The sequence below is a fragment of the Bacteroidota bacterium genome (genome assembly GCA_016721765.1).
Taxonomy (GTDB): domain Bacteria; phylum Bacteroidota; class Bacteroidia; order UBA4408; family UBA4408; genus UBA4408.
This window is the reverse complement of record JADKHO010000001.1, coordinates 1364395-1378038: the sequence shown is the minus strand read 5'-3', so window position 1 is coordinate 1378038 and position 13644 is coordinate 1364395. Positions and strand designations below refer to the sequence as shown.

At 36.9% G+C, this 13644-nt stretch carries 15 protein-coding genes; 8 read left to right on the top strand and 7 right to left on the bottom strand.

Going from position 1 to position 13644, the window contains the following annotated elements:
• Position 1: 1 nt before the first annotated feature.
• The 3 genes from IPP32_04825 to IPP32_04815 form a co-directional block, all read right to left on the bottom strand.
• The gene (locus IPP32_04825; protein MBL0047408.1) at positions 2-3055 is read right to left on the bottom strand and encodes an ATP-binding cassette domain-containing protein; all 3054 of its coding nucleotides are present in this window, start codon (positions 3053-3055) and stop codon (positions 2-4) included.
• Between the two features lie 69 nt (positions 3056-3124).
• Positions 3125-3976, bottom strand: coding sequence for a hypothetical protein (locus tag IPP32_04820; GenBank protein ID MBL0047407.1), 852 nt, complete (start codon positions 3974-3976; stop codon positions 3125-3127).
• Between the two features lie 19 nt (positions 3977-3995).
• Complete coding sequence (locus IPP32_04815; GenBank protein ID MBL0047406.1) at positions 3996-4376, bottom strand: DUF1987 domain-containing protein; 381 nt, start codon at positions 4374-4376, stop codon at positions 3996-3998.
• 221 nt (positions 4377-4597) lie between these two features.
• Here IPP32_04815 and hemW point away from each other — a divergent pair, with 221 nt between their 5' ends.
• Positions 4598-5740, top strand: a complete 1143-nt coding sequence (gene hemW, locus IPP32_04810) for a radical SAM family heme chaperone HemW (GenBank protein MBL0047405.1) — start codon at positions 4598-4600, stop codon at positions 5738-5740.
• Between the two features lie 300 nt (positions 5741-6040).
• Positions 6041-6400: an MmcQ/YjbR family DNA-binding protein gene (locus tag IPP32_04805; protein MBL0047404.1), complete on the top strand. Its 360-nt coding sequence runs from the start codon at positions 6041-6043 to the stop codon at positions 6398-6400.
• 51 nt (positions 6401-6451) lie between these two features.
• Here IPP32_04805 and IPP32_04800 read toward each other — a convergent pair whose 3' ends face one another.
• From IPP32_04800 to IPP32_04785, 4 genes are all read right to left on the bottom strand, one after another.
• Complete coding sequence (locus IPP32_04800) at positions 6452-7006, bottom strand: hypothetical protein (GenBank protein ID MBL0047403.1); 555 nt, start codon at positions 7004-7006, stop codon at positions 6452-6454.
• A gap of 280 nt (positions 7007-7286) precedes the next feature.
• Positions 7287-7745: a hypothetical protein gene (locus IPP32_04795; protein ID MBL0047402.1), complete on the bottom strand. Its 459-nt coding sequence runs from the start codon at positions 7743-7745 to the stop codon at positions 7287-7289.
• A gap of 23 nt (positions 7746-7768) precedes the next feature.
• Positions 7769-8173 carry a hypothetical protein gene (locus IPP32_04790; GenBank protein MBL0047401.1) on the bottom strand — a complete coding sequence of 135 codons (405 nt, stop codon included), beginning with the start codon at positions 8171-8173 and terminating at the stop codon, positions 7769-7771.
• A 212-nt stretch (positions 8174-8385) separates the two neighbouring features.
• Positions 8386-9120, bottom strand: coding sequence for a TIGR00730 family Rossman fold protein (locus tag IPP32_04785; protein ID MBL0047400.1), 735 nt, complete (start codon positions 9118-9120; stop codon positions 8386-8388).
• A gap of 150 nt (positions 9121-9270) precedes the next feature.
• Between IPP32_04785 and IPP32_04780 the strand changes: the two genes are divergently transcribed.
• The 6 genes from IPP32_04780 to IPP32_04755 all read left to right on the top strand — a co-directional run bounded on the left by IPP32_04780 (position 9271) and on the right by IPP32_04755 (position 13619).
• Positions 9271-9906, top strand: coding sequence for a hypothetical protein (locus tag IPP32_04780; GenBank protein ID MBL0047399.1), 636 nt, complete (start codon positions 9271-9273; stop codon positions 9904-9906).
• 198 nt (positions 9907-10104) lie between these two features.
• On the top strand, positions 10105-10596 hold the full coding sequence (locus IPP32_04775; protein ID MBL0047398.1) for a DUF1905 domain-containing protein: 492 nt from the start codon (positions 10105-10107) through the stop codon (positions 10594-10596).
• A gap of 58 nt (positions 10597-10654) precedes the next feature.
• Entirely contained in the window at positions 10655-11227 is a 573-nt protein-coding gene (locus IPP32_04770; protein MBL0047397.1) for a DUF502 domain-containing protein, read from the top strand.
• Between the two features lie 150 nt (positions 11228-11377).
• The gene (locus IPP32_04765; GenBank protein ID MBL0047396.1) at positions 11378-12046 is read left to right on the top strand and encodes a hypothetical protein; all 669 of its coding nucleotides are present in this window, start codon (positions 11378-11380) and stop codon (positions 12044-12046) included.
• Between the two features lie 69 nt (positions 12047-12115).
• Positions 12116-12658: a fasciclin domain-containing protein gene (locus IPP32_04760; protein MBL0047395.1), complete on the top strand. Its 543-nt coding sequence runs from the start codon at positions 12116-12118 to the stop codon at positions 12656-12658.
• A 127-nt stretch (positions 12659-12785) separates the two neighbouring features.
• Positions 12786-13619 carry a universal stress protein gene (locus IPP32_04755; GenBank protein ID MBL0047394.1) on the top strand — a complete coding sequence of 278 codons (834 nt, stop codon included), beginning with the start codon at positions 12786-12788 and terminating at the stop codon, positions 13617-13619.
• Positions 13620-13644 lie beyond the last annotated feature (25 nt).

Here is a 13644-nt window from a genome sequence, read left to right as displayed (position 1 = left end):
GTTAATCACTTTTTCGGACACCAAAAGGAATACTCGCAAACAGTTTCAGCAGCCGCTTAAACACATCAAAATAAAGTGTAAGCGCCAAACTCAGCGACATCAACCAAATAACTAAAATGTTTACCCAAAAAGTTGGATAATAGTTTCCAAAAATTGCCTTTTGCGGAGCATAAAACTGCGCACGAATAAAGCGATCGGAGGGACCATCTTTAAAAATAGGATCTCCTGTGGCAACTAACTCGCCGTCTTCAATTATAACTGGCTCTGCATCCGGATTTGAATTCTTAACAGCTTCCTCCAATTTCTTGTTTTGATAGGTGTTCAACAAGTGCTGGTATTCAGCCTTTCCAGCATCAGTTGTTTGAAAACTTCCAATCCATTCATCTTTCTCCTTTTGAGCCTTGTCATAAATACTTGCATAGTTTGATTTTATTTCATTCAAAACCATTTTTAATTTATGAGAATCAAAACCAACAAGGCTAGCAAACGATTTAGTATCCATGCTAAGCGTAGGCAGTAAGACTTTTTCTTTTGACAATTCATGTGTTACAATACTCAATTTTTCTTGTGCCTTAGCGGGATTACCTTGCTTTGCGCTTTCAATCTCGTCTATTAATTCATTCATTTTTGAATACCAATACACCTTTTTATACCCTGCAGAGCTAATCGCTTTTTCAAATTCAAACAATGGTTTTTCATACTTGTTGGCAGCAAACTGATTTACTGCAAGTCCTTCAAACGCCCAACGAGATGTCATTACTTCTCCCCAAAACGGAACAACCGACTGGCTCGAAATTTTAGGATTTAATTCTTCAAATTTTACAATCACACCACTAAGTAAAATCTGTGGAATCAACAAAAATGGGATTAAAATATAAATGGTTATGGCCGAATTAAATGTGGCTGAAATGTTTAATCCTAGCATGTTTGCAAAGCAGGAGGTACTAAATAAAATCAGCCAATAGTCCACATACATATCCTTAATTTCTAAAATATAATTGCCGATTAACACGAACAAAATCGTTTGAATTGCAGATAAGAAAAACAAAAAAGTAATCTTACTCAGCAAATAACTTCCTTTACTTAAGTTGAGAAATGATTCGCGTTTTAAAATTTTTCGGTCTCTTATAATTTCTTCTGCACTCACTGTAAGTCCTATAAACAAAGCAACCAGCACGCACATAAATAAATAAGCCGGCAAGTTTTTATTTTCGTAAAAAATATATTCGCCACTGCTTTTGTAATACTTTATTAAACTGGCAAGCAAGAGCGCAAGAAGCGGTGCTTCTAACAAGTTAATAAATAAATATTGTGTATTCGATACTTTTGAAAGTACATTCCGCAAACTAAATACTTGAAACTGTTTAAAGAAGCTGGGTTTCTGAAAATTATTCGCAATTTTTTGCTTCTTTGTTTGACCTGAATCAATACTCCCATCCAGTTTCGATTCCTTAAAATATTCGTTCCATTCTAAGGGCGAAATTCTTCGCTCGCGCGTTTGATTTCCGTTTTCATCCAACACCTTTGCCTCAATAATATTAAAAACCTGCTCCGGATTCACATTGCCGCAATACACACATTCACTTTCGTTGGCGTTGATGTGGTTCACAGTTGTTTTAAAATAAATCAACGATTCCACCGGGTTTCCATAGTAAATAGGATACCCGCCGGTGTCGAGCAACAAAAGCTTATCAAACATTTTAAAAATATCAGAAGAAGGTTGGTGTATAACAACAAATACCAATTTCCCCTTTAAGGCTAATTCCTTTAGCAAATCCATAATGTTTTCGCTGTCGCGGGATGATAAACCGGAAGTAGGCTCATCCACAAATAACACTGCCGGTTCTCGAATTAATTCTAATGCAATATTGAGTCGTTTGCGCTGACCTCCACTAATGGTTTTATCCAACGAATTTCCTACTTGCAAATCCTTCGTTTCAAGCAAACCCAAATCGCTCAATTTGTCGCACACCAATGCATCAATTTCAGCATCACTCCACCCTGCAAAACACAATTTCGAATTGTAAAATAAATTTTGATAAACACTCAATTCATCTATCAGCAAATCATCCTGAGGCACATAACCGATAATACCTTCCAATTCTTTTTTCTCCGTGTGCAAGTTAAAGCCGTTCACCAACACTTTTCCCTTCGAAGGAAAATTATTCCCATTCAAAATATTTAACAAAGTAGATTTGCCGGCACCACTTCCGCCCATGATTCCAATTAGCTTTCCCGAATGTTCCGAAAAACTCAAATCATGCAAACCCCGTTTTCCATTTCTAAAATTATATTCCAAATGTTGTGCTTCAAATTGAATACGGCTTTTGCCGGAAGCACTCAAAAAGCAACTTACTATATCGCTGTAATAAATGGGCAAAACCTTATGGCTCCGAATGGAAGAACCTGGTGATAAAATATAAATCTGACCCAACAGAATGGCCTGACCATTCAATAAAAGCTCCGCTTTTCCAAAATAACGTAACAGGTATATTCCTACACTCTTAACCTGTAAGACTGCAATTTCGCCCGGTATCGACTCTGAATAAATAAATTTTACATGCCCAAGTTGCGGGTGTGTTTGGCTAATCACCAACCAATCGGATGCATCATCCAACTCATATACACTGGGACGTGCAGCGAGTTGAAGAATCTGAGCCAACTCTTCATCCGGAATATTAAACGACGAAGATACAGTGCTCACAAACTCCATTTCTTGTTCAGAAATTGATTTGTTCGTGCTGACAAATTCCACCAGATTAATAAGCACAACTAACTTTTGCTTTTGCGTAAGAGCTTCGTTAATTTGATTACATATTACGATTACCTTAACAGAACTTACGGCCAGCCGCCGCTTTTTCTTTTCACCCTCCGCCCCATCATTCTGTTGTTTCAAGAAGGAGTCATACAAGGAAAGATATTCTTTAACCTGTTCCTTATTGAGCTGCTGCCTCAAAAAAGATTCAACCACTGTGCGTGATTGCTGAGAATCCTCTTCGCTTTGCGCTATAATAGCAAAGAGTTGCATCAAGGCTTTTAAAATCTTTTCGCTCATATAGGTATAAAAAAAAGCTTTGAAGCATTTACTTCAAAGCTTAAAAATAAGTGTTTTTGTGAATATTACTTAACTCACCATTTTAGCACGAATGGAGTTGAGTTTAGCTGAAATTTTTTCTATCGTTGCCTTATCAATATCAGCCGACTTAATTTCTTTATACATTCCTGCAAGTTCTTTAAACTCAGCAATCAGTCCTTTAAAATCCTTTTCTTTTTCAAATTCGCCAAGTAATTTAACTAAGCTTTCTGCATGAATATTTTGTTCATATACTTTCTGAAAAAGCGCTTCATTGGCTTTGTTTTTCTCGGCATTTTTTAATAAGCTAAGAGTGATGTATTGGCTTTCAATCCAGCTTCCTGTAAGAATTTGAGTAGCCGACAATAAACGCTCATTGCTGCGTAAATAATTATCCGTTTCTGCGTATACTGCATCCATTACATGATTAATGGAATCTTTGTTGTCGATGTTTTGCTCCATACGAGATCCTGCAATGCGGTTAAAACTATCCCCTGCATCTAATTTTTGCGCCAAATCCTTCGATACAATAAAGAATTTTTTCACATCAGAATATTGCTCATTACTCGACAAGTAAATTAAATCCACCACGTAAGCGCCATAATTTAAACCCCGTTTAGTGCTGGTTTGATATTTCGATAGGTTCTCACTTGGGTTAAGCAAACCTTTATCGAAAGTAAGCCCACTTTTAGGCAACATATCTATAATTTCAAAAGGTGATGGGATATTGGCAATAGCCATGTGAAATTTAAAATCGGCCAACTCATTTTCAGGCTGTGTGGTAGCTGCAGCTACTGTATCACTTTTAGCTTCGGTGCTTTCTGTTGCAGGCGCTGATTCTTTCGAACCTCCACATGAAGTAAGCGCAATCAGTGCCGAAATAAATAAAATTTTCTTAACCATAAGTTGTTTTTTGAATTGATTATTGAAATGAAATTATATTGAAGGGTACTTTAATAATTGATTTATAATCTTCGCCGGCTTCCTGCATGTCTTCGTCTTCTTCGTTGTGAAGCCAGTTTATCTCAACTTCTCCCTTTCCTGATTTATGAATGGATTCAAGCTTTTTAAAAAAATCGACCACACTTTTTGAGGAACTTGTATTAAAATAATCCATTTGAATGTTCAACACTGTTTTACCGGCCGGTTGTTCCATATATGCGTTTAGCCAATCAAACATTGCCTTGTAAAACACAGTTGAGTTTTCAGGTATTGATTTACCCTTCATTTCAAAAACTCCTGAATCGGGATTAAGATTCACTAAGGGCGTTCGCGGTGTTGATTCTAATCGAAAAGTATCCACAATTTTTCCGTTGATTTGATTTCAAAGATAATTTTTTGAATCAGAATAGCAAAAAGTCAAGGAAAAACACAAACAACTCACAAAACAAACAAACTTAATGCTTGTAATCTCTTATTGTAAGGCAAATAGCGGTGCACTTAAATACCTTCATTTTGGAGTTGTTTCGCTTAAAAAAATCAGCCCCATAAATTTTATGTTTCTTTGCAGTTGTTAACGCTACTATGTCCGGTATTTATATTCACATTCCTTTTTGCTTGCAGGCTTGCTCTTATTGCGATTTCCATTTCAGCACTTCTCTTCAAAACAAAGACTCGTTTTTAAAAGCACTCGAAAAAGAAATTAAACTGCGCTCAAATTACCTTAGCACTTCCGATACAATTGAAAGTATTTATTTTGGCGGAGGCACGCCATCCTTGCTTTCCGCAGAAGAATTGCTGCGCATTTTTGAACTCTTGCATACACATTTTACGATTTCCTCGGATGCTGAAATTACGTTGGAAGCAAATCCCGAAGATTTAAGCAACGAAAAAGTTCGTGACTTTAAAACAACTCCAATAAACCGATTCAGTATTGGTATACAATCCTTTTTTGAAGCCGATTTAAAATTTATGCATCGTGCACACTCCGCTGAACGAGGAATAAACGCTGTGAAAACAGCTCAAGTTGCCGGTTTCGAAAACATCAGCATCGACTTAATTTACGGCACACCCACCCTTAGTAATGATAATTGGAAAATAAATTTACAACAGGTATTTGATCTGCAGGTGAAGCACATTTCGGCATATTGCCTCACCATAGAGGAAAGAACAGCCTTACACAAACATATTGCTTCGGGTAAAGTGCAAAATGTGGAAGACGAAAAAAGTGCGCAACACTTTGAAATACTAACAGAAGCTATGCAGAAGAATGGTTTTATTCAATACGAAATCTCAAATTTTTGTACTGAAAATAATTACTCCCGACACAACAGCAACTATTGGAAACAAAAAAAATATATAGGGTTAGGACCCTCTGCGCACAGCTATGATGGTGCTTCTCGCCAATGGAATGTGCGCAACAATGCACTATACATTCGTAGCCTCGAAAAAAATGAATTGAACTTCGAAAGAGAAACATTAACTCGCGAGCAAAACTATAATGAATACATCATGACCAGTATTAGAACCATCTGGGGCTGCGATTTAGTATATATCCAAAAAGAATTCGGAACCGATTTACTTAACTTCCTTAAAAAAGAGGCAACAACGCACTTTACCTCAGGCAATATAATCGAAAAAGAAAATCAGATATTCCTCACCGAAAAAGGAAAACTCCTAGCAGACAAAATTGCCAGCGATTTATTTTTCACCGATAAGCTAGCTTAACACCCCCAAGCAAAAATCAATAAATTAAAAGTTTCAATTCTTTGAATCAGAAATAATCTGTTATCCGACCCATTCGTTAATCTGTAACCTACTCCTTTCGTAAATTCGTAACCTTTCGTTAATCCGTAACCATCACCTTTCGTAAATTCGTAACCTTTCGTTAATCCGTAACCATCACCTTTCGTAAATTCGCAACAATTCGTTAATCCGTAACCAACACCTTTCGTAAATTCGCAACAATTCGTTAATTCGTAACCATCACCTTTCGTAAATTCGTAACCAATTCGTTAATTCGTAACCATGAATATTGAAGATCTCCGTGACTATTGCCTAAGTAAAAAAGGAACCGAAGAAACCTTGCCTTTTGGACCGGATACACTTGTTTACAAGGTTATGGGGAAGGTCTATTTATTGGCGGCACTCGAAGCTAAGCCACTTCAGTTTAATGTAAAATGTGATCCCGAAAAAGCAATCGCTCTTCGTAACCAGTACACCTGTGTCCTGCCGGGTTATCACATGAATAAAGTACATTGGAACACCATACTTGTTGACGGCACACTTTCCCTTTCTCAGCTAAAAGAGCAAGTGGATCATTCCTATGATTTGATTGCTGGAACCTTAAGCAAAAAACTCAAAGAAGAATTAATAAAGTTAATGTGATCGCTAAACTTAAGTTTCATGCTACTATCTTTGCATGAGAAGAAACTTATATTATTTTGACGACGCCTCACCTTCTTCAAATTTTCTAAAATATTGCATACAAATAAATGCAACAATAATACTGGCTGCTGAACCTTCAAGTAAAATCACTATAGAGGGCATAGAACTGATAAAGTTTTGTGTGCTTTTCAAAAGCAAATCAGCCATTTCAGCATCGAACTTACTGTAGAAATAAGTGAAAATTGAAAACAATAAAAAGGAAAATAATCCGGTAAAAAATCGGTAATCAAAACATTCAAAAAAGAGAGATATGCATGCTGCCTCTTTATAAGGTGACTTATCTCGTAAAATCCAACCGTTGCAAAAATGAGATAATTTACCATTCGTAGCTCTGTAACATGCAGTAAGCCAAAAACCTTCATAAGCAGCAGAAAGGCTATGTAAAAAACGCAACAAATGGATCCATACTTTAAAATCGTATTTCTCAGCGTAATGGCTGAAATAGTTGCTTCTTGATTGTGATATGCTAACATAGGTGACATGGTTTAGGTGAATACTAAGGCAATTAATCTTTTCCAAATGTATAGGGTCAAATGGCTTATTCACTTACAACTTTTCTTAAATAAATTACAAAATTATCACCTTATCAATTCGCCGATATTGCGATTACTTTAAAAGCATTTCTTATAAAAACAATGCAATAGGTGTATCTGGTGTAAATAAAAAAACCTCTCTAAAGCTATGCATAGAGAGGTTTTTGCTCAATTAAACTGTCCTACCCAAACAATTTAACCTTGCGAAACAAAAGTGCAGTGCTGTCTTTACTTTTGCTTTATATAATTTCCTGAAAACTTTATGTAATTTCCACTTTTAATTGGTGCAAGCTTTATTTCTTGATTGTATCCACTTTTGCTTTAGTATCTTTCTTTGCACCTGCTCCGTAACCGATACCTGACCCAACGGCTCCACCAATTATTCCGCCCACAGCAGCGCCTTTACCTTTATCTTTACTAATAATTGCTCCGGCGGCAGCACCACTTAAAATTCCGGCACCAGCCCCAATCAAAGAACCTTTGGTGGTTTTACTCATGCGTTTCTTCTTGGTTTCACTACTCGATACAGTTGAATTTGTAACGGTGGCATTTTGTTCCGTTTCTTGCCTCGAAATATCGGCTGCTTTCACTTTGCTCATCGAATCAATAATATTTTGCTTCAATGCAGCTTCGCGATTCGCCTGATTTACCGAATCCATAAGCACCTTTTTTGCCAGCTCCACTTCTTTATTTGAGCTGCTACATGCCTGCATAATAAATAGGGTGCTTAGCCACATTAAAAAATAAACAATACCGGGTTTTCTTAAATTTTTCATTAATCAATAGTATTAATTTTGTGTTTGTTTTGTAAGGAAGTAGTATTTGTATAAGATGATTTGTTCCATATAACGCGTAAATGCCGCGTTCCGTTTTGGGTAAAATCGCAGGATCCCTTCTCATTAGTGAGAAGTAATCCGCTGTTTGAATTCTTGTTAGAAATATTCATTCTTCCGGGATTGAAACAAACCACATAGGTATTTCCATTTTCTTTCACAACATTACTTTTACTTAAAGGAAGCATTCCGGTAAACCCAAAAGATGCCCTTACAGGCAGCACGCCTAATGTGATTTGCTTTGCCCATATAACACTAAACAATCCGGCAAATAGTAGGAAAAATAAAACTAAAACCGCAAACGCTTTTTTATGGAGAGACGGTGCCTGATGCGAGTGATTAATCATTTTTTTAGATATTAAAATCGATTTTGTCCATTTGATAGGTAAACTTTTTACAATGCAAAGGTCAACTCCCCCCAAGGATTTTGATTTATATAATTCTAAAAAAAAGTTGCTTCTTTATATGGATGGGTGCACTTCTTTTAATACATCGGCATCTTGTAATACACATGCATGGCTCAATTTTCTTGAGTTATGCTATTTGAATTCTTCACTGTTTAGTGCTGCACAGCTTCTCCCAATATGCGCTTCGGCTGCAATTCTTGAACTTTTCTGAGATTAAATTTTTGTATGGCATTGGCCTCGATGTGCTCAATGGCTTCTCGAATGTCGTCTGTTAACAAAAATAATTTGCGATCCTCTTCTGTTATGGTCTTATCTTTTACCATCCCATCCAAATGTTCCATCAGTTTTGCATGGTAGGCTTTTCCCATCACCACTACCGGAAAATTTTTCATTTTATGGGTTTGAATGAGTGTAATGGATTCAAAAAATTCATCCAGTGTGCCGAATCCGCCCGGCATCACCACAAAAGCAAAGGAGTATTTATATAACAGCACCTTTCGAACAAAAAAATATTCCATTTTCACCCAACGGTCAAGATACGCATTGTGCTGCTGCTCCACAGGTAGAGTAATATTGCAGCCAACTGATTTTCCATTTACATCCTTTGCTCCTCTATTTGCTGCTTCCATTAATCCCGGTCCACCACCTGTCATTACAGTAAACCCAATGTGTGCTAATGCTTCTCCCATTTTTCGGGTCATATCGTAATAAGGATGACCTTCTTTAAATCGGGCTGAACCAAACACGGTTACACATGGGCCTAAAAAATGAAAGGTGCGAAATCCCTTAATAAATTCAACGAATACCTTAAAAGCAAAACCAAGCTCTTTTATCCTTGAGCGCGGCCCCTCTAAGAACAAATGCTCGTCAGTTTTTTTCTGTTTCATAGTTACTCCATTTTGCGGCAGATTACCTTTTTACAAAAGTGTGACTTTAGATTGAAACTTTTCATTATTCACAGTATTAAGTAAATGTATGATATTCATCACTTATGAAAGCCCGCATTGAACTTAGCTTTGTGACTCTTATACGAAAACATGAAGGCTAAAATAATTCGAATTCCAGTACTACTAGCTGTACTATTTTTATTTTCAACTTGTGCCTACAATACGATAGATCCAGGCATTTGCTTTCAGGAAAATGTTTTGCCCATCTTTGTATCCAGGTGCAGCATGAGTGGTTGCCACAACAGTAAAGACCACGAAGCGGGTTATGACTTATCCACCTACGAAGGTATTATGAAAGGTGTTAAAGCGAATCATCCTTTCCAAAGTGAAGTTTACACAACCATTCGTGGCAATAATCCATCCATGCCTCGTGGGCAAAAGCTTAGTTCTTTGGAGGTGGATTATATTAAAATTTGGATAAAATCAGGTGCACAAAATACTTCCAATTGCCTTAGTTGTGATACCATTGATTACAGCTACACTTCGCGGATTGAACCTTTGCTCACCAATTGGTGTAAAGGTTGCCACAATGCATCAACCGCCGGTGGAGGTTTCGATTTCTCTAGCTATTCAGGTGTTGCCGCAGCAGTAAACGGGAATAAACTAATGGGCTCTCTTAATCACCTCAGCGGATTTGCAGCTATGCCCCAAAATGCCGATAAAATGAACGATTGTTCCATAAGTACCATTCAAAAATGGGTAGACAATGGCTTTCCCAACAATTAACTAAAATTGCAACTAAGAGCTTGTTTATTATTCGGCATAAAAACTACACGTGTTATTGTCGCTGCCTTTCGGCCGAAGTCTTTACTTTTGAAGACTGCATTTCCACACTATTTTTACATATATAATTTTAATTTTGTCCTTCCAAATTTGATGCAACGTCTTTCTGAATCTGCCTAGACGAGCACAATTACTTAATTCATGGAAAAGGCTTTAGTCAATAAAAAATTCCTGCTCGAAAAATATCCCGGCAAGGGTGGATGGACATTCGCACGCATCAATGGAATTATAAAAACAGCAAAAACTCCATTTGGATGGAAAAAGGTGAAAGGTACTATTGACGGTTACGAAATTCGCAAATACCATTTGATGCCAATGGGCGACGGCAATTTTTTCCTTCCGGTGAAAGCAGAAATACGAAAAGCCATTCACAAAACAGAAGGAGATCGCGTGCACATTGTGCTATATCCAGATAATGAACCACTACATGTGCCTGAAGAAATGCTACAATGCCTGCAAGACGAACCACTTGCTTTGCACTTTTTTATGTCTCTTTCCGAAAGCGAAAAAAATTTTTATATCCAATGGATTTATTCTGCCAAGCAAGAACAAACAAAAATTAACCGAATGGCAAAATCCATCAACCGCCTTGCCAAAGGGCTAAAGCTGTATGCTCCCGAAATTAAAACATAAAAATATACTTAGCTATTGCCCAATGTCCTATCTTTGAACTTAAATTCTACACCATTAAATGAATCGCTTAATCCGATATTTTCTTCAAGGCTTACTTTTTACAGTACCTATTTTTATTACACTTTACGTGATTTATCAAATCATATCAAGTGTAGGAGGGGTAGTGCATTCTTTGGGAATTCATATCCATCCTGTAGTAGATCCATTTATTGGATTTTTCTCGGTAATCGTGTTGGTTATTATTATGGGGATGGTGGGCTCTTCCTTGATTTTACAACCCTTTTTTAAAATCATCGACCACAATATTGAGCGTGCACCGCTGGTGAAAACTATTTACTCCTCCGTTAAGGATTTATTGTCTGCTTTTGTAGGCAAAAAGAAACGCTTTAATAAACCGGTTCTAGTTATAACCAACCGTCATCCGGAAGTGCAGAAAATAGGTTTTGTTACCAATGAAGATTTAACCGAACTTAGCATCAATAAAGATAAAGTTGCCGTATACCTACCCTACTCTTATGCCTTTTCAGGGATGCTTATTATTGTTGATAAAGAAAATGTAAGTCCCATCCATGCCAGTTCGGCCGAGGTTATGAAGTTTATCATTTCGGGAGGGGTAACAGATCTAGAATGATATTTTTGATATTAATTGCCTTTGTTAAGCAGTGCTATGACATATAATTATTCTCCAATTTAAACTAAAATATCATCCCATAATATGTGATAATGCGAATAATCCGCCAAATATTTGTTCAATTTTATACTCATTAATTCGAAATAGATTATGAAAAAACTCAGCTCTCTCCTACTAATTTTAACAGTTTCCATTTTGGCCCATGCCCAACGTATAAAGGTCACCGAGGCCATCGAAAAAATTGGCGATGGGATACATCCTTCATTTGTAACATATGTATACGAATGCAGCTCCAATGACGTTGAAAAAGAGTGGAAATCCTACATGAAGGATTTTAAATCGGAAAAAGTTTCGGGTAAGGATGGCGTTTTTGCCGATAATATCGTAATTCCAACCATTACAGATGGTACTATGGATGTATATGCAAAGGCTGAAAAAATAAAAGATAACGAAACAAAATTGGTGGTTGCTTTTGATATGGGAGGAGCCTACATTTCATCCGGCATCAATAATCAAATTGCCTTCGATGCCGCATCGAAACTTGTGGAAGAGTTTGCTCGTAAAATGACTAAAAATGCAATCGCTGAGAAACTAAAAGATGCTACAAGAGCCTTCGAAAAACTCAAGGAACAACAAAAAGAATTGGAAGAAAAGAACGAGGATTTAAAAAAGGACATAGAAAACTATAAATCCAAGATTCAAAAAGCCGAGGAAGATATTTCTACCAACAAAAACGATCAGGAAAAAAAGAAAGCCGAAATAGATGCTCAGCGCAAAGTTGTGGACGAAATTGCCATAAAAGAAAAAAACATCAATTAATCGATAAACGGTTTTTTAGATTTCATTGATAAACAGTATATTCGTATCATTAAATTAATTTCATTACTCATGAAAAAATCAATTTTACTTGTTTCATTCGCCCTTGCATACACCATAGGTAATGTAAGCGCTCAAGAAGCCGCAAAAGCTATGTCGGCACGTAAAAACATTACTGAAAACGTAAGTAAAGACAAAGAGTTGACATCCTTAAACGATGGCTTGAAAGCTACTTCCATGGGAAAAAAACTGGAAGCCAAAGGGCAATTCACCTTCTTTGCCATTACAAATGGCGGATTCGACAAAACATTGCATGGTGGAACCCCAAAAATGATGTCTGAAGAGTACTTACCCATGCTCGATAAAATTTTGAATTATCATACCATCAATGGAGTCCTTACCATCCAAGACTTGAAAAACAGAGTCGAGATGGAAAAAGGAACAGCAATGCTCAAAACCATGAATGGTGAATCCTTAAAACTAACCATCGAAAATGGCCAACTAATGCTATCAGATGCAATTGGCAACAAAGCCACCATTGTGGAATCAGACTTGAAACAAAGTAATGGTATTGTGCACGTAATTGATACCATGCTATTGCCTCAGGGGATGTAATAAAATAACGAATAAAAAAAAGCGATGGGTTTTTAAAAAGCTCATCGCTTTTTTTGTGAAACAAATTTGCTGCATAAGCGTATTATATAATTTTTAATATCTTCGTTTGCCCAATTTTTAAAAATCTATGGAGAGTACTGAAAATTTGATATTAGTCCCTACGGATTATACTGAAGTTGCCGACTGTGCAATTAATCACGCACTTAAACTGGCTTCCATCCTACAGGGAAAAATCTCTTTGTTGCATGTGGTTGCTAAAGAAGATGAGGTGAAGCCAAACATGGATAAGCTTCAAAAAATTGCGGATGAATTGCAACGTGCTCACATAATTAAGGTTAACCCAATTGTAAAACTCGGAAATATTTTTGACGATATTGGCGGTGTAGCCAAAGAAATAAATGCCCGCTTAATTATTATGGGAACCCATGGTGTAAAAGGGTTTCAACACATTACCGGCTCCTACGCCATAAAAGTAATCACCAACTCAAGCACACCCTTTATTGTGGTGCAAAAACGCAAAATACGCGAAGGTTACGGCAAAATTGTATTGCCAATGGACATGACCAAAGAAACCAAGCAAAAAGTGGATCTTACCATAAAAATGGCACAGTATTTTAAATCAAAAGTGCACATTTACACTCCCCTAGAAACGGGAGAATTCGAATCCAATAAAGTAACCCGAAACATGTTTTTTGCCATTAAAGAAATGGAGAAAAATGGGATTGCTTACGATACCAAAGTAGCCGATAAAAGCGGTAATTTTGTAAAGCAAATGTTGGCCTATGCAAGCTCCGTAGATGCCGATTTAATTGCCATTGTCAACAACCAAGAAAAAGGAATTCCAGAATTTGTTGCCGGTTTAGACGAGCGCCAAATCATCACCAACGAAGCGCAAATACCTGTACTTTCTATAAATCCGGTGCAGTCTTCTATCAGCGGAAGTGTGCTGTTCTTTAAATAAATAATCTTCCCGATTATTTTTAAAT